Source organism: Cognatundibacterium aquatile, from assembly GCF_014699135.1.
Lineage (GTDB): Bacteria > Pseudomonadota > Gammaproteobacteria > Burkholderiales > Burkholderiaceae_D > Undibacterium > Undibacterium aquatile.
In genome coordinates this window covers 353534-370911 of the sequence record NZ_JACOFT010000003.1, presented here as the reverse complement: position 1 = coordinate 370911, position 17378 = coordinate 353534, and the positions used below count along the sequence as shown (strand labels likewise).

Here is a 17378-nt window from a genome sequence, read left to right as displayed (position 1 = left end):
AAAAGAAAACCTCGCCAGTACTTGCGAGGTTTTCCCAGATTTTCACTGATCAGAAATCAATCAGAAATCAAGCCCGACATTGATACCGTAAGTACGTGGTGGCAAATACTGCGCCATCCATGGGCCAAAGCCATTCAATGCACTGGTCTTGACGTTGCCGTCGCCAGCATTGCGGACAAACGCATCGACATACCATGCGGTTTTGCCAGATGCGGCGTAGCGCAATCCCAGATCGGTGCGAGTGTAAGCATTTTGCTTGTCGCCTTCACCCAGATTAAACACGCTGAGCCAGCTGCTGGTTTCATAATGCAGGCTGATGCGTGGTGTCAGAGTGCCATGACTCAGATTAAATGTGTGCTGATACATGACCTGCGCTGAAAAAGTCGGTGCATGCGGCATGGTATTGTTGCTGACGTCCAGACAGTTGCTGATGCCTGGCACTTTACACACTGGCAAAGAGTAGTCGTTAGAACCACCGATCAGATTACCCAGTTTTGCCTTGGTGATAGCCAGCGAAATCTGCAGCTTATCTTCTTTCGTCAGCTTGGCAGCCAATTCAGATTCGAAACCGTAAATCTTCGCCCCTTCTGCATTGCTGGTTGCCAGGCCATGCGAACCATCCGGATTCGTGATCGGTGCGCTGAACTGGAAGTCTTTGAAATCCTGATAGTAGAGTGCGTTATTCCATTTCACGCTGCCACCCAGGAACGAACTCTTACTACCGAATTCATAGCTGGTCAGTGTCTCAGGGCCATAAGGTTTGCCACCGTCTTGCAGGCCACCAGATTTATAGCCAGTCGAAATGCTGCCATAAATCATGTGATCCTGATTGACATCGTAAGCTGCACGTAACAAACCAGTGACTTTGTTGCTGCTGTAATTACCGTCGTTCAGAGAGCTGACAGCGAAGTTGCTGTTAGGATCACGTGGATCAACATTCGGCGTGATCGCTGCCTGTGTCAGCGCAGCATTACCAGTCCAGCCATAACCACGGCCGCCAATGTTTGCACGCTTGTCAGAGGTGTAACGCAGTCCGCCAGTCAGATGCAGCGCATCGGAAACATTCCATGTTGCCTGACCAAATGCCGCAGAAGATTCCACGGTTTCTTTTGGTTGGATGAAGGAACCTTGCCAGCTGACAGTACCCTGTTGCGTACCATTCATGATAGGAATGTCGAAGCGCATGTCGTTCGTTTCTGAACCATAGTACAAACCAAGCTGCCAATCGATATCGCGTTTGCCGACCGATTGCAGATTCAGTTCATGGCTGTAATTGGTGTAGTTGGACGACACCGTGTTATTCGCCTGATACACGCCGTTGGTGGTGAAGCTGGTCGGTACTTTCGCGCCGCCATCCTGATCGAATTTCGACGAGCCGCTGAATTTCGAATAGCCACCGACATAGACCACATTCATAGAATCATTCAGCGCATATTCGATACGGCCGCGCACCGCGTCGGTATCACGTTTCAGCGCCGGCGCAGTGTCGATCAACGCCGACCACAATGAGTAACCTGCGCGTGGCGTTTGCAGCAGATTCATGGATGGCGTGCCGCGATCCATAAACTTCTCATAAGACGCGTCGATTTTCAGCGCTGGCGTCGGTTTCCACAATACGCTGATCCGCGCTGCACTCTGATCCTGTGCACCATATTTGGCGCCATCTTGTACAAACAGATTAGGATCGATAGGTTTGAAATCGGCTAACTTTCCGCCGCCCGCCAGAAATGCGGCCTGCTGGCTTGCCAGCGGAATATTTGGCACACCTTGATAATCGACATAACCATCATGCTTTTCATTCACGAAAGCAAAGCGCAACGCCATGGTGTCGCTGACCGGCACGTTGAACGCGCCACGCACACCTGTGCGTTTGTAGCTACCCAGACCGCCTTCAAAAGTCCCGGAAGACTGCCCGATAACCGGTTTTGCTGTTTGCATATTGACCGCACCAACAGTCGCATTCCGTCCCCACAAAGTACCCTGTGGGCCGCGCAACACTTCAATACCTTCCAGATCAAACAACAAAGAAGTTGCTCCTTCCGGACGTGGTGAATACACGCCGTTGACGAAGGATGCGACTTCAGGATCTGCATACTCTGTCTTTGCGCTGTCGTTACCGACGCCACGCAAAGTCATCGTAATCACACCATGGTCACCCTGCGAGGTTGCCTGAAAGCCAGGCACCAGATTGACCACGTCCTGAATCGTCTGTACGTGCGCATCATCCAGCGCTGCCGCACCGATGGCGGTAATTGCCACTGGCGTGCGCTGCAAGGATGTGGCGCGCTTGGTGCCTGTCACGATCACTTCAGAAATTGCCGTACTGTCGCTGGCTGCCTTTTTCTCTGCAGCGCTTGGCGTTTGTTCTTGCGCCTGTGCCGAGCCTATGCTCGCTATCAGGGTAAGGATCGCCAATTGGATAGGACTGCCCACGGGCATCGGGGCTTGATGGATGCGGTTTTTCATATGTCTCCTGATATTAATGTTTGTCGCGATGAACTCGTCGATCGATGTAATTTATCCGGCCGTGATTTCTAGTTAAGCTGAATTAATTTGAAATCGTTTTCATAATACCTACCGTTTTAAATCCGTGTCAAATCAAAAATGGTAACGTTTTCAAAAATACCGTAAAATCAATTCAGTATGACGTTATTACAACAATAATGCGCAGCAGTGCGTGAATAAATTTACAGGAGACAAGGATGAAACCAATCAAAAATGTCCTCATCGTCGGCGGTGGCACGGCAGGCTGGCTCACTGCAGCATTTCTCGCACGCACGCTGGGTAGTCAGGCACAGAACGGCATACAGATCACACTGATCGAATCCAGGGAAATCGGCATCATTGGTGTCGGCGAAGGCAGTTTTCCCTCGATACGCGGCACGCTTGCCGCCATCGGTATCGATGAAGCGCGTTTTGTGCGCGAATGCAATGCGACGTTCAAGCAAGGTGTCAAATTCGTAGACTGGGTACGCCCGCATGGAACTCCCGGACACGATCATTATTTTCATCCATTTAATAGTCCGAGTCAGCGCCCCGGCGGGCCTGAATTATTAAGCTACTGGTTGCAAGGCGCTGCTGGCAGCGACATTCCATTTGCGCAGGCGGTCAGTATGCAAAAACGGGTTGCCGATGCCTTCCGCGCACCGAAGCGTTTCAGCGATGAAGATTTCCTCGGCCCGATGAATTACGCCTATCATTTTGACGCTGGCAGTTTTGCCCGTTTGCTCGGTGAACACGCTCGTTCACTTGGCGTCAGACATGTGCTGGCAACCGTCAAGAATACCGAGCTCGATGCTGATGGCGCGATCGCCGCCATTGTCACCACCGATGCCCAGCGCCTGAGCGCGGATCTGTATATTGACTGCACCGGTTTCAGCGCCAGCCTGATCGGTGATGCGCTGGGTTCCCCGTTTCGCTCACTCAGCGACGTGCTGTTTGTTGACCGCGCGCTTGCGATGCAGATTCCGTATGCAACGAAAACCACACCAATTCCGTCCTACACCATTTCCACTGCGCATGAAGCGGGTTGGACCTGGGATATCGGCCTGCAACAAAGACGTGGCACCGGTTATGTTTTTTCCAGCCGCCACACCAGCGAAGAGCGGGCAGAACACATCCTGCGCAATTATTTAGGGGCGGCATCCGACAATCTGGAGCCGCGCCTGTTAAAGCTGAATGTCGGTTATCGCGAAACACAATGGATAAAAAATTGCGTTGCGGTTGGTTTGTCCGGTGGCTTTCTGGAGCCACTGGAATCGTCCGGTGTCGGGCTGATAGAAACCGCCGCTTATCTGATCGGCTATCTGTTTCCGTTTAACGGCGATCTCGCGCCGGTGGCAAAGACATTTAACGCACATATGAAAACGCGTTACGAACGCATCGTCGACTTCATCAAGATGCATTATTGTCTGACCCAACGTCAGGATCACGCTTTCTGGCGTGACAACGCTGCCGCAGCATCGATACCGGAAAGCCTGCAGGAAAAACTGGCGATGTGGAAATGCCGCCCACCAGGCAGAATGGACTTCATCACCGATCTTGAAATGTATCCGCCTTCGAGCTGGCAATATGTGTTGTACGGCATGGAATTTCAGACACAGATGTACGCCAACCCCGTGTCGCATCCGCGCTTTGAAGAAGCACGCAGGGAATTTCATACCATCGCCCAAATGGCGGAACGGGCATTGAGCAACCTGCCAGACCATCGCATGCTGGTTGAACATTTGTGCAACAAGAATACGATGGCAACGCCGCATAGCAAAGTCGCCTGAAACCACATTGACAGTACCCTCAGAAAACTTCACTATCTGCGGCGCATTTCAGATGATAATGTGGCTGATCAAGGCTGTTTCTGGCGTGAAGTCAGACCAGCCGGTACAGTGTTAACCGGCTTGCGATCATCACTAAGCTTGTCGTTTCACTTGTTGTTTCAGCTTGTCGTTTCAGTTGTCGTTTTTTTAGGATGGAGAAATCAGTAGTGCCTGAGAATGAAACTAGCAGCAATCCCGTTACCCTGCTCGATGTTGCACGCGAAGCTGGCGTCTCGCCAAGCACGGTATCACGCATTTTAAATGGCACCGCAACGGTTTCTGCCGTAAAACGTAAAGCGGTCGAAGATGCGATCAAAAAGATGGGCTTTGAACCCAACCCTCTCGCACAAAGCCTGAAAAGCGGCCGCTCCATGACCGTCGGCATTGTGGTGCAGGATATTTCCAGCCCGTTTTTCTCTGAAATTCTGCGCGGGGTTGATGACGGTCTGAACAGCACAGGCTATGCCTCTGTGATCGTCAGCGGACACTGGAACGCGAGTGAAGAAGCGGCACGCATCAAATTGCTGCTGGCGCGCAAAGTCGATGGCCTGATCCTGTTATCCGGCCGTATCGAAGACAAAGCTGTGCTGCAATTTGCGACCCAACGCCCCATCGTGGCGACCGGGCGCTCCCTGAAAAGCCCGACCGCTATTGGTTTTAAACTCGATAACCAGAACGGCGCCTATCAGGCAGTACGCCATCTGATTGAACTGGGTCATCGTCGCATCGCCTTTGTGACCGGCCCCTCGAATAATACCGATGCGAATGAACGTCTTACCGGTTACAAACAAGCGCTGGAAAGTGCAGATATTCCGTTTGAACCGGGCCTCGTGGTCGAAGGCGATTTCCATGAAGCCAGCGGTCTGATGGCCGTCAATCGCCTGTTTGATACGCAACAACAATTCAGCGCAATTTTCGCCGGTAACGATCTGATCGCTTACGGTGTGCGCCTGAGCCTGTACCGCAAAGGCATACGCGTACCAGAAGACATTTCCTTAATCGGTTTCGATGATTTACCCGGCTCGCTCTACACCACGCCGCCGCTGACAACGATACGCCAGCCTTTGTACGATATGGGTCTGATCGCCACCACCGCCCTGCTCGGCCTGATCGGCGGCAAACCAGTCGATGTCGAACTGCCACCGGTGGAACTCATCGTACGCGAAACGACACGCCGTTTCCGCTAACAACAGCACGCTATTCATCTGTTCATTAGTTTTAAAAACATCGCATGACGCACTCCATCGTCACGCGGTGTTTTTTATACGCTAAGCACTTCCGCTTTTTTCAATGCAATCATGCGGCGGATTTCCGGTACGCAGGAGCCGCAACTGGTGCCGCAGCGCAGGCGGCTTTGCAGTCCAGCCAAGACATCGGCAGGCGTCGTGGCGGACTGTGTTAACTCGCCATTCAGAGCATCCTCAATCTGGATTTCAGCGACATTCAGACAAGTGCAGATCACTTTGCCTTTTGCCTGAAAACCTTGTGGTGTATTCGCGCCTGGCATCAGCAGCAAACGCCCCAGTTTTGCCACCGGCTCCTGCTCCATCAGATAAGGTTTCAGCCAGCTTTCGGCAGAGACATCGCCTGTCAATGCGACGGCCTGCAACTGTCCGTCACGAATCGCAATATGTCGCCCGGTGCCGCGCCGCTGATCGTCATAACGCAGCACGGCAGCGCCAGCGATGCCGAATAATTTTTCGATTTCCTGTACCAGTTCAGCAGTAGGCACGACATCATCTGCCGCACGAAACAGCAAACCGCTTTTTTCACGCCCGAAAGGCACGCAACTCGCATAGGTGAATTGCCGCAGATACGGGCGCAGTGCTTGTTGCACCGCGTATATCTGCGTCGCATCCATCCAGCCAAACACCACAAAGCGCCACGGCAATTCGGCTTTGATAATTTTCACTGCGGCATGTTTGAGTTCCGGCTGGCGCGACACAGGATCTGTCGCTGGCGACATCAGGGCATTCACGCCATACGCCACATGTTGTCCATGCCCGCGACCGGAAATAAATTCCTCGCCCCAATGCATGGCGATAAAGGTCTGCCCGGCGCGCAGATCATCGCTCTCGCTGACGGCAAAAATCTGCGTGCCGCGACGATTGCTGACATGCACCAGATCGCCGTTTTTCAAGAAGCGCCGCTGCATATCCTGCGGATGCATATTGATCACGGGTTCAGCGGCATGGGCAAATAGTTGCGGCACAGTGCCTGTGCGACTCATGCCATGCCACTGATCGCGCAGCCGCCCTGTCGTCAACGCAAACGGATGGCGTGGGTCCACTTTATCGGCAGTCGCCTGATACGCTGTATTCACAAAACGCGCGCGGCCATTCGGCGTCGCGAAAATATAATCTTCATACAGTCTTGCTTTACCGGCGCTGGCACCTTGTGGATATGGCCACTGCTGCGGCCCTTGTTCTTCTAACAAGGCATACGATAAGCCCGTGATATCGAGGTCGCGGCCACGCGTGCTGTCGCGGTGTTCATTCCAGATTTGTTCCGGCGTTTCATAAGCAAAATCCGGCTTGTTTTTATCCAGCAACAGCGCCAGTTTTTGCGCAAACAAAGTCGCAATTTGCCAGTCGTGTTTCGTTTCTGCCGGTGCCGCCAGCGCCGCATTCACGCGCGAAATACGTCGTTCAGAATTCGTGACCGTGCCGGATTTTTCGCCCCAGCTGGTCGCCGGTAACAACACATCGGCATAAGGCACCGTCGCCGTCGTTGTATAGGCTTCCTGCACGATCACCATGTCGGCTTTTAACAGCGCTTCACGAATCAGATTTTGCTCGGGCATGGATTGCGCGGGATTGGTACAGACGATCCAGAGCAGGCGGATCTGCCCTGCCCGCACAGCTTCAAATAATTCAACGGCCGTTTTCCCCGGCGCTGCCGGCACCTCATCCACACCCCAGTATTGCGCGACCTCGGCACGGTCAGCGGCATTGCTCAGATCGCGATGCGCTGACATCAGATTCGCCATACCGCCGACTTCACGCCCGCCCATCGCATTCGGTTGTCCGGTCAGCGAAAACGGCCCGGCTCCGGGTTTGCCTATCTGACGCGTTGCCAGATGCAAATTGATCAGCGCGGCATTTTTTGCAGTGCCGGATGAGGACTGATTCAAGCCCTGACAATACAAAGACAAGGATGCTGCCGAACCGCCAAACCAGCGTGCCGCCTGCAGCAAATCGGCTTCCTTGATGCCGCAGGTTTGCGCGACCATCGCAGGGGTGTAATCGCGCACGGTTTGCCGCAGCTCGGCAAAGCCTTCGGTATGCGCTGCGATAAACGCGGTATCGGTCAATTCTTCCCACAAACACAGATGCAACATGCCGTTGAACAGCGCCACATCGGTGCCCGGCAAAATCGCCAGATGCAGATCGGCGTCACGCGCAGTATCGGTGCGGCGCGGATCAGCAACGATAACTTTAAGCTGCGGATTATTTTTGCGTGCTTCTTCTATGCGGCGGTACAACACCGGATGCGCAAAAGCCGTGTTAGAACCGGCGATAAAAATCACTTCGGCGTGATCGATATCTTCATAACTGCACGGCGGCGCGTCGGCACCCAGCGTTTGCTTGTACCCTGCAACGGCGCTCGACATACACAGGCGTGAATTGCTGTCGATATTATTCGTACCGATCAAGCCTTTAGCGAGCTTATTGAAGACGTAATAATCTTCCGTCAGCAGTTGTCCCGAGATATAAAAGCCGACGCTGTCCGGCCCATGCTCGCGTATCGTCGCGGCGAATTTTTCTGCCATCAGATTCAGCGTACTGTCCCAATCGCTGCGCACGCGCGGTAAATTTTTTTGGGTACGGATTTCAGGATACAGCGCCCGCACTTGCTGCTGAATCACAGGCTGTGCCGACAAGTGCAACGTGCTGCCCTTGCTGCATAATTTTCCTGCATTCGCCGGATGTTCGGGGTCGCCGCGAACACCGGTGATCTGCGCGCCATCGGTCGCAATCAGCACGCCGCAGCCGACGCCACAATAGCAACAGGTCGATTTTATTTCCGTCATGCTTGCCCCTTGCTGCCTGCACTCTATAAATATACTCCCCCGGAGTATTTTTTAACGCCCTTTATTTATAAGGACATTAAGCATAAATATTAAAAAATAGGGGGGAGTATCTGTATTTCTTTATTCTGACGCTGCCGTGCGCAACTCTTCGGCGTCCAGAAATACCTGCTCATTTTCAACTTTCAGACGAAAGCGCTGGGTGCACCCTTCATCCGGCGATACCGCACAGCCGGTCGGCAATTCGATATTCCAGTTATGCAAAGGGCAGGCAACCCGCTCCCCGAAAACTATCCCTTGCGACAAAGGGCCGCCTTTATGCGGGCAGCGATCCAGCAAAGCAAAAATCTTGTTTTCACTGTTTCTGAAAATCGCCACATCCGGTTTGATCTGACGCTCAACCACACGCGCACCAAGCACAGGAATATCCTCAACCCGGCACACCATTTTCCATTGTTCTGACATGCTGTTTCCTTTAATTTTTTTTGCTGGCAACGACGAAAAAATCACACCGTCAATGCGGTGAACTGGCGCGTATCGACTTGCGCTTTTTCAGGTGCATGCCACGGATCGCTCTCGCCTTCCAGCGAAAACAGCAAGCGCTGGTAAAGTTCCTGACGACGCTCTTCATCTTCCAGAATGATCTTCTTCACATAGTCGAGACCGACCCGCGCCAGATAATGCACGGTGCGTTCCAGATACCAGCCTTCCTCACGATACAGCTGCAAAAACGCACCGGTGTATTCCATCACTTCTTCATGCGTTTTCAGCTTCACAAAGAATTGCGCAACCTCGGTTTTGATACCGCCATTGCCGCCGACATACACTTCCCAACCGGAATCGACGCCGATCACGCCAACGTCTTTAATCCCCGCCTCTGCACAGTTACGCGGGCAGCCGGACACCGCCAGCTTGACCTTATGCGGCGCATACATGCGTGCCAGTTCGCGTTCCAGTTGTTGTCCCATGAGGGTGGAATTCTGCGTGCCAAAGCGACACCATTCGCTGCCGACGCAGGTCTTCACAGTACGCAAACCTTTGGCATACGCTAGGCCGCACGGCATGCCAAGATCGCTCCATACCGCCGGTAAATCCTGCTTTTTTACACCGAGTAAATCGATACGCTGACCGCCGGTGACTTTCACTGTCGGTATCTGATATTTATCGACCACGTCCGCGATCCGGCGCAATTCGGACGCATTGGTTTCGCCGCCCCACATGCGCGGAATCACAGAGTAAGTACCGTCTTTCTGAATATTCGCATGCGAGCGTTCATTGATGAATCGCGATTGCGGATCATCAATCGCTTCGCGCGGCCAGGTGGAAATCAGATAATAATTCAGCGCTGGGCGACAGCTAGCACAACCATTCGGCGTGCGCCAGTTCATGAATTGCTGCACGGCTGCCACCGTCAGTAAATGCTGCTCTTTAATCGTTTGCCGTACCACAGCGTGTGAATGATCGGTGCAACTGCACATCGCCTTGGCTTTCGGCGTTGATGAATAATCGCCGCCCACCGTGAACATAATGATCTGCTCGACCAGCCCGGTGCACGAACCGCAGGAAGCCGAGGCTTTCGTGTGTTTGCGCACATCTTCCAGCGTGAATAAACCTTTTTCTTTGATCGCCTTGACGATAGTGCCTTTGCACACGCCATTGCAGCCGCAGACCTCAGCGTTATCCGGCATCGCTGCGGCTTTGGTATGTCCTTCATGGCCGACATCGCCGGTATTCGATTCGCCAAACATCAGCGTGTCGCGAATCTCTGCAATATTTTTTCCTTCGCGCAGCAGTTTGAAATACCAGCTGCCATCCACCGTATCGCCATACAAACAAGCGCCGATCAGTTTGTCATCTTTGAGCACCAGCTTTTTGTAAACGCCGCCTATCGGGTCGGACAAAATGATTTCTTCGGTATCGTTGCCACCCATGAATTCACCGGCAGAAAACAGATCAATGCCAGTGACTTTAAGTTTGGTGGATGTCACCGATCCTTGATAACGACCGATGCCGAAATTTGCCAGATGATTTGCGCACACCTTGGCCATTTCAAACAAAGGGGCGACCAGCCCATACACCGTGCCACGATGATTCACGCATTCACCGACGGCATAGATACGCGGATCATAGGTTTGCATGGTGTCGTTGACGATGATGCCGCGATTGCAGTACAAGCCTGCGGATTCAGCCAGCGCCGTATTCGGACGTATACCCACCGCCATCACGATCAGTTGCGCCGGAATTTCCAGCCCGTCAGTAAAACGTATCGCTTTGACCTGACCCTGTTCATCACCGAGTATGGCTTCGGTATTTTTTTCGAGTAAAAAATTCAGGCCACGATCTTCGAGTGACTTTTGCAGCATCTTGCCTGCTACCGGGTCGAGCTGCCTTTCCATCAGCCAGCCCGGCAAATGTACGACCGACACCTGCATGCCGCGCATTTTCAGGCCATTCGCCGCTTCCAGCCCGAGCAATCCGCCGCCGATGACGACTGCATGCGTATGCTGCTCGGCAGCGGCGATCATCGCATTCGTGTCATGGATATCGCGATAGGCGATCACGCCTTGTAAATCCTTCCCCGGCACTGGCAGCATAAACGGCGTGGAGCCAGTTGCCAGCAAGAGTCTGTCGTATTCGGTCTGCGTACCGTCGTCCGCAATCACCAGCCGTTTCACACGATCGATACGAACGACTTTTTTCCCCAGATGCAGCGTGATATGGTTTTCTTCATACCAATCCACATCATTGAGCATAATGTCTTTGATGGTCTGCTCACCGGCCAGTACCGGCGACAATAAAATCCGGTTGTAATTGGCGTAAGGTTCGGCACCGAAGACCGTGACGTCATACAGATCGGGGGCGATCTTCAGCAATTCTTCGAGCGTGCGTACACCCGCCATGCCATTCCCGACCATCACCAGTTTGAGCTTTTTCATTGTATGTCCCTGTTTTGTTTTGATTGCTGGGCTTACGCCACATCTTTGGCAGGATGCGACTGACGGTGATACAAAAATTCCAGCACTTCGCTGCGATACGCGGCATATTGCGGATTCTGTGACAGCGCCACACGATCGCGCGGGCGTGGCAGATCGACATGCAGAATTTCGCCTATCGTTGCCGCCGGGCCGTTGGTCAGCATGACGATGCGATCCGACAGCAGCACCGCTTCGTCTACATCGTGCGTCACCATCACAACCGTAGATTCAGTCTTGGCGACGATCTTCAGCAATTCATCCTGCAAATGCGCACGGGTCAGCGCATCGAGCGCACCGAAAGGCTCATCCATCAGCAAGACTTTCGGCTCGATGGCGAGCGCACGGGCGATGCCGACGCGTTGCTTCATGCCGCCGGAAATCTCATTCGGACGTTTTTTCTCCGCATGCGTCAGCCCTACCAGCGACAAGGCATGCATAGTGCGTTTGATCAGCTTGTTCTTATTTTCAGACGCGCCGAATACACGTTCGACCGCCAGATAAATATTTTCAAAACAGGTCAGCCACGGCAGCAGCGAATGATTCTGGAACACCACGCCGCGTTCTGGAGAAGGCCCGGCAATCTCACGGTGCGCACACAGCAAGGTGCCGGAGCTGGCTTTGGTCAGGCCGGCTATCAGATTCAGCAGGGTCGATTTACCGCAACCGGAGTGACCAATCAGGGTCACAAACTCACCTTTGGCGACGTTCAGATTAATCTCGCGCAGTGCATGAAAGCTGCCTTTGCGCGTATCGAAACGCATCTCGACCTGATTGACTTCTATGTACTTCTGATCGATTTCACGCATTTTATTGCCTGCGACATTGCTCATCGTTTCCATGTTCATGCTCCCGTATCTTCGTAGGTGAATGCGCGTGCCGCAGCAACCAGTATCTGTTCGAGTATCAGACCAACCAGGCCGATGACGATGATGGCAATAATGATGTGCGGTACATTCAGGTTATTCCATTCATCCCAGACCCAGAAGCCGATACCGACGCCGCCGGTCAGCATTTCTGCCGCCACGATCACCAGCCATGCAGTGCCGATCGCGAGCCGCACACCGGTCAGCATGTAAGGCAAGACACTCGGCAACAAAATGCGGGTGACGATTTTCCATTCCGACAGATTCAGTACCCGCGCCACGTTCATATAATCCTGCGGCACACGTTGCACACCGATCGCGGTGTTGATCACCATAGGCCAGATCGAGCAGATGAAAATCGACCAGATCGCTGCCGGATGCGCCGACTTGAATACCAGCAAACCGATAGGTAACCAAGCCAGCGGCGAGACAGGTTTCAGCAGGCTGATGACAGGGTTAAACATGCCGGATAAAAATGGAAAGCGCCCGATCAGAAAACCCAGCGGAATACCGACAATCGCTGCCAGCCCGAAGCCCACCGCGACGCGTTTCAGCGAGGCATAAATATTCCAGCCTATGCCCTGATCATTCGGCCCGTTTTGATAAAACGGATCAGAAAAAACTTTGATCGCTTCCTGCAAAGTCACCCACGGCGAAGGAAAAGAAGAATCTTTCACCGCGATAATCGACCAGATCAACACCATCAGTGCGATGCCAAACAAAGGCGGTAATACTTTGAGTAACAAAGGCCGGAACGACCGCTGCACCTGCTTTACCGGCGCTGCTGCTGTGTTTACGACTGTGCCTGCGGTTACCACTGCTACCGTTGTTGTGGCTGTTACCGCTGTTGCTGCGCTTGCTGAAGTGCCGTTGCTGATCTCAGCGGTAGTCAGTTTTTCTGTGGAACCGATTGCATCATGAACTAAGGTAGTCATACATCCCTCCCGAAACAGCGTGTCAGGCTTTGATTTTGAACGAGGCGGCATACGCTGCAGGATTCTTACCATCCCACACCGTGCCATCCATCAGCTTGCTGCTGCGCATCACGTCTTTAGGCACATTCACTTTCGCCATCGCCGCTGCATCTTTGTAGATATCAATCCGGTTCACTGCTTTTGCCACCGCCAGATAATCCGGATCAGTCTTCAGCAAGCCCCAGCGTTTATGCTGAGTCATGAACCACATCGCATCCGACAGATACGGGAAATTCACCGCACCATCGTTAAAGAATTTCATGTAATTCGGGTCGTCCCAGGTTTTACCCAGACCATTCTGATAGCGGCCTAAAATGCGCTGATTAATCACATCGACCGAGGTGTTCACATAGGATTTGTCGGCGATCGTTTCTGCCATTTTGGTTTTGTTCGATAAGGACGCATCGATCCAGCGGCTCGCTTCCAGTATCGCCGCCGTCATCGCGCGCGCTGTGTTCGGATATTTTTTGGTGAATTCATCGGTGGTGCCGAGCACTTTTTCCGGATGATCTTTCCAGATATCCTGCGTGGTTGCCGCCGTGATGCCGATGCCATCGGCAATCGCGCGATGATTCCACGGTTCGCCGACACAATAGCCATCCATATTGCCAACCCGCATATTCGCTACCATCTGCGGCGGCGGTACGGTAATGACCTTGGCATCTTTCAAGGGATGAATGCCATTGGCTGCCATCCAGTAATACAGCCACATCGCATGCGTACCGGTCGGGAAAGTCTGGGCAAACGTGTATTCACGTTTTTCGCGTGCCATCAGTTTGGCCAGACCAGCGCCATCCACCGCCCCCTGATCCGCGAGCTTTTTCGACAAAGTGATCGCCTGACCATTGTTATTCAGCGTCATCAGCACCGACATATCTTTTTTCGCACCGCCTATGCCCATCTGCACGCCATACAGCAAACCGTATAAAACATGCGCCGCATCAAGCTCGCCATTGACCAGCTTATCGCGCACACTCGCCCAGGATGATTCCTTGGTCGGCACGATCTTGATGCCATACTTTTTATCAAAGCCCAGCACCGATGCCATCACCACGGAAGCGCAATCCGTGAGCGGAATAAAGCCTATGCGCACTTCTGTTTTTTCTGGTTTATCCGAGCCCGCCGCCCAGACACCGCCGGTCGATAAGCCCATCATGCTGGCTCCCGCAAACACGCCCGCGCTTTGCAACAAGCTGCGACGCGGCAAATTAATCGTTGCTTCATCATGGTGGGCTTCCTGATTCTGAGGTTGTTGCGGCTTAGTCATGTGCACTCCAGCGAATAAAAATTAATCCCAAAAAAACAAAAAAGGTGCCTGCCATCCGTTTTAAAAAAACAGATGGAAAGACACCTTTGTCTGAACGACACCGCCGCCGTTAGCGGTGAACGCTGTATTCCCGGCAATTTCGTTCGCCGGTTGATTGGTCCTGCATTTTACTGACGCCATCGTTGGCGCTTGACTTTGTATGAGCAATTGCTGTGCCAGCAAGCGCCCAGAGTGAAATACGGTGAAAAAGCAAGGTTGCCAGCAACGCCCAACGCACTTTAGTTGTGCGGCGCACCAAAGCAGAACATCCTTGCAGCACTATCCCAACAAATCCGAGGCATCCAGCAGACGCTGGGCAAGATCAACCAGTTTCATGTTTTTTTCCATCGCCTGCTTACGCAAACGCTGGTAAGCATCGTTCTCGGATAAATGATGGCGCTCCATCAGATAACCTTTGGCACGCTCTATGGTTTTACGCTCCGCCAGCCGGGCTTTGGTGTCGGATAATTCGGTACGCAGCTTCTGATCTGCATGAAACCGCGCCATCGCCACGTCGAGCACCGGCTTCACGCGCTCCGTCTGCAAACCCGCCACCACATACGCCGACACGCCCGCTTCCATCGCCGCCGCCAGTTGCGAAGGATTGCCGTCTTCGGTAAACAAGACGATAGGACGCGGCGCATCGCGCGTCGCAAAGACCATGTGTTCCAGCACATCGCGGGCATCGGATTCGGCATCGATGATGATCATGTCCGGCTGCAACTGCGCAATGCGCTCTATCATGTAAATATCACCCGGGATCGAGGCAATAATGTTGTAGCCCGCCTGCAGCAAACCTATCCGCAGCGCCCGCGACCGCGCCTGCTGAGCCTCCAGCGCCGCGCGTGCATCCGCATCCGGCTGATGCGCGTCATCCTGCAAATTCACAGTATTGACGACCACGATCTTCAGGCTGCTGTGTTCTGGCAAGGGATCAGACTTAGAAAATGGCATGGTCAGCGGAATGCGTTAAAAAAACTAAACGGAAAAAGGACATGCAAGAAGCGAACCAGACTTATTCCAGCGATCTGATGACCGTGATAAAGAAAAAATAATGGGCAAATAAGAATAGATGAGATTACCCGGAGTTCATTTATCGTCCAGTGACCGCGTTTATCGTTAAAATCATGCGCCTGTCGCAAGCCCGCCATGACTGTACTTAGCTCTGGCACAGTCACTCCATGACATGTCGTCATGAAAAGGAGAAAACATGAAACCCGGATATATTATTTTGTCAGTGCTCGCCGCCACATCTTTGTATGCGCTGGCAGCAGAATCAGTGGAAAAATTGGCAGCCCCCTGGGACTTAGCTGGTAAGACGCCGAAATCCTACCAGATAGGAATCGACCATAACCAGACCATCTCTGGTAAAGGCAGTAAATTTATCCGCTATGTCAGCGGCGATGAAAGCAGTTGGGGAACGCTGATGCAAATGATTGCGGCTGATCAGTATCGTGGCAAGCGGATACGTTTTCAGGCAAGAATAAAAACAAAAGATGTCGATAACTGGGCTGGCTTGTGGATGCGTATCGATACAACGTCAAGAGAAGATTCTCCTTTTTACAATAGCCAGGATAAACCCATCAAAGGCACAACCGATTGGCAATTACGCAGCGTGGTGCTGGATGTGCCAGCCGATGCAAAAGCGATTGCGTTTGGCGTCATTGATGAAGGAAAAGGTCAGGTCTGGTTAGACGATTTACAACTGGAAATCGTCAGTGCTGATATACCTGTAGATAAAATGAAGCCAGTCAAATCATTGCCAACCAAGCCTGTGCTGTGAAGTTAACATCGTTCTCAACTCTGGCCACAGCAGGCAAGCGCCTGCTGTGGCACAGCCCATCCAAAAGACGCGCCCAGCGCATTGCTGACGACGCTGGATCGGCAGTAGTAGCGCTACTGGGTTTTTCGTTACCACAGCTAATTCTGAGTATCTTGATGTTGGCTGCCGTGATTTTGCTGGCGATACAATGGCATGCGCAGGCCTGGCTGGGATTATTCGGATTGCTGACGTTTCCCCTGTGTTTAACGGCGTGGACACTGTTGCTCAGTATGCGGCTGTTAAAAAAAAGACGTAACTGGCTGCTGGTATGGTTCGGGCTGCTGTCACTGTCCTGCTTGACATCATGGGTAGCGGTACAAGCCTATGAATGGCGGGTCAATATGAATGAGTCCGAAGGGTTGACTTCCCTTCAGGCATTCGTCAGCGCTCAGATGTTCACCTGCCTGTTACTCGGTCTGCCTTTATGGAGAACCCAGACACAATCGCGTGACGTTCAGATCGCCAATTTAAAACAATTAGCTTTAGCCGCTGAACTGAAAGCTTTGCAGGCGCAGGTGGAACCACACTTTCTTTATAATACGCTGGCGAATAGCCGCTATCTGGCTCGCCACGATCCGGATAAGGCGGTGCAGATGCTGGATCATCTGATCGCCTATCTGCAAAGCGCACTTCCCGATTTACGCCAACCGATGTCAACCGTCGGCAGAGAATTTAAACTGGCTGAAAACTATCTGGCACTGATGGCAATACGCTTTGGTGAGCGCATGCGTTTTCAACTCGATTATGTGCCAGAGCTCAATGACATCGCCTTGCCTCCGATGATGCTGATGTCACTGGTGGAAAATGCCGTGCAGCATGGTGTCGAACGCCAGCCCGGGCAAGTCGACATTCTGCTGCAAGCACATCAAAAGAACGGCTACCTGCACGTGATCGTCAGCGATAGTGGCGCAGGACTGGAACAAGCCATCATGGGACATGGTGTAGGCTTACGTAATTTGCGTGAACGTCTGCATGCTCTATACGCCGACCATGCACAATTTGAATTACGCATGACACCTGAGCAGCGCACGGTGGCGGAACTGATCGTGCCATGCGTTTCATCCATAACATGAGCGCCGGCATTGCGAATGGTTT

Annotated in this window: 12 protein-coding genes; 4 read left to right on the top strand and 8 right to left on the bottom strand. The window is 52.7% G+C overall.

Translation table 11 applies throughout. The annotated features are described in order from the left end of the window. Window positions 1-60 precede the first annotated feature (60 nt). Complete coding sequence (locus H8K26_RS10200) at window positions 61-2466, bottom strand: TonB-dependent receptor (protein WP_223826958.1); 2406 nt, start codon at window positions 2464-2466, stop codon at window positions 61-63. 236 nt (window positions 2467-2702) lie between these two features. Here H8K26_RS10200 and H8K26_RS10195 point away from each other — a divergent pair, with 236 nt between their 5' ends. Then, window positions 2703-4274 (top strand): tryptophan halogenase family protein, encoded by a 1572-nt coding sequence (locus H8K26_RS10195; RefSeq protein ID WP_190479276.1) that lies wholly within the window; start codon window positions 2703-2705, stop codon window positions 4272-4274. A gap of 206 nt (window positions 4275-4480) precedes the next feature. Beyond that, window positions 4481-5500, top strand: a complete 1020-nt coding sequence (locus tag H8K26_RS10190) for a LacI family DNA-binding transcriptional regulator (protein ID WP_317889265.1) — start codon at window positions 4481-4483, stop codon at window positions 5498-5500. A 74-nt stretch (window positions 5501-5574) separates the two neighbouring features. Here the strand turns inward: H8K26_RS10190 and H8K26_RS10185 are convergent, their stop codons facing one another. The 7 genes from H8K26_RS10185 to H8K26_RS10155 form a co-directional block, all read right to left on the bottom strand. Continuing rightward, on the bottom strand, window positions 5575-8346 hold the full coding sequence (locus H8K26_RS10185) for a nitrate reductase (RefSeq protein WP_190479274.1): 2772 nt from the start codon (window positions 8344-8346) through the stop codon (window positions 5575-5577). 120 nt (window positions 8347-8466) lie between these two features. Then, window positions 8467-8808, bottom strand: coding sequence for a nitrite reductase small subunit NirD (gene nirD / locus H8K26_RS10180; RefSeq protein WP_186896890.1), 342 nt, complete (start codon window positions 8806-8808; stop codon window positions 8467-8469). 41 nt (window positions 8809-8849) lie between these two features. Then, on the bottom strand, window positions 8850-11279 hold the full coding sequence (gene nirB / locus H8K26_RS10175) for a nitrite reductase large subunit NirB (RefSeq protein ID WP_190479272.1): 2430 nt from the start codon (window positions 11277-11279) through the stop codon (window positions 8850-8852). Between the two features lie 32 nt (window positions 11280-11311). After that, entirely contained in the window at window positions 11312-12124 is an 813-nt protein-coding gene (locus tag H8K26_RS10170) for an ABC transporter ATP-binding protein (RefSeq protein ID WP_190479696.1), read from the bottom strand. A 35-nt stretch (window positions 12125-12159) separates the two neighbouring features. Continuing rightward, window positions 12160-13116, bottom strand: a complete 957-nt coding sequence (gene ntrB, locus H8K26_RS10165) for a nitrate ABC transporter permease (protein ID WP_223826957.1) — start codon at window positions 13114-13116, stop codon at window positions 12160-12162. 22 nt (window positions 13117-13138) lie between these two features. Beyond that, on the bottom strand, window positions 13139-14311 hold the full coding sequence (locus tag H8K26_RS10160) for a CmpA/NrtA family ABC transporter substrate-binding protein (RefSeq protein ID WP_390366690.1): 1173 nt from the start codon (window positions 14309-14311) through the stop codon (window positions 13139-13141). Between the two features lie 429 nt (window positions 14312-14740). Then, window positions 14741-15415, bottom strand: a complete 675-nt coding sequence (locus tag H8K26_RS10155) for an ANTAR domain-containing response regulator (protein ID WP_190479268.1) — start codon at window positions 15413-15415, stop codon at window positions 14741-14743. A gap of 256 nt (window positions 15416-15671) precedes the next feature. Between H8K26_RS10155 and H8K26_RS10150 the strand changes: the two genes are divergently transcribed. Further along, window positions 15672-16244: a transcriptional regulator gene (locus H8K26_RS10150; RefSeq protein WP_190479267.1), complete on the top strand. Its 573-nt coding sequence runs from the start codon at window positions 15672-15674 to the stop codon at window positions 16242-16244. After that, window positions 16241-17356, top strand: a complete 1116-nt coding sequence (locus tag H8K26_RS17955) for a sensor histidine kinase (RefSeq protein WP_190479265.1) — start codon at window positions 16241-16243, stop codon at window positions 17354-17356. The genes H8K26_RS10150 and H8K26_RS17955 overlap by 4 nt, the downstream gene beginning before the upstream one ends. Window positions 17357-17378 lie beyond the last annotated feature (22 nt).

Bases quoted from the DNA above. Each gene is read 5' to 3' on its own strand.
- H8K26_RS10200 (WP_223826958.1), bottom strand. From the start codon at position 2,466: ATGAAAAACCGCATCCATCAAGCCCCGATGCCCGTGGGCAGTCCTATC.
- nirD (WP_186896890.1), bottom strand. From the start codon at position 8,808: ATGTCAGAACAATGGAAAATGGTGTGCCGGGTTGAGGATATTCCTGTG.
- H8K26_RS10150 (WP_190479267.1), top strand. From the start codon at position 15,672: ATGAAACCCGGATATATTATTTTGTCAGTGCTCGCCGCCACATCTTTG.
- H8K26_RS10160 (WP_390366690.1), bottom strand. From the start codon at position 14,311: ATGATGGGCTTATCGACCGGCGGTGTCTGGGCGGCGGGCTCGGATAAA.
- H8K26_RS10155 (WP_190479268.1), bottom strand. From the start codon at position 15,415: ATGCCATTTTCTAAGTCTGATCCCTTGCCAGAACACAGCAGCCTGAAG.
- nirB (WP_190479272.1), bottom strand. From the start codon at position 11,279: ATGAAAAAGCTCAAACTGGTGATGGTCGGGAATGGCATGGCGGGTGTA.
- H8K26_RS10170 (WP_190479696.1), bottom strand. From the start codon at position 12,124: ATGCGTGAAATCGATCAGAAGTACATAGAAGTCAATCAGGTCGAGATG.
- H8K26_RS10195 (WP_190479276.1), top strand. From the start codon at position 2,703: ATGAAACCAATCAAAAATGTCCTCATCGTCGGCGGTGGCACGGCAGGC.
- H8K26_RS10185 (WP_190479274.1), bottom strand. From the start codon at position 8,346: ATGACGGAAATAAAATCGACCTGTTGCTATTGTGGCGTCGGCTGCGGC.
- ntrB (WP_223826957.1), bottom strand. From the start codon at position 13,116: ATGACTACCTTAGTTCATGATGCAATCGGTTCCACAGAAAAACTGACT.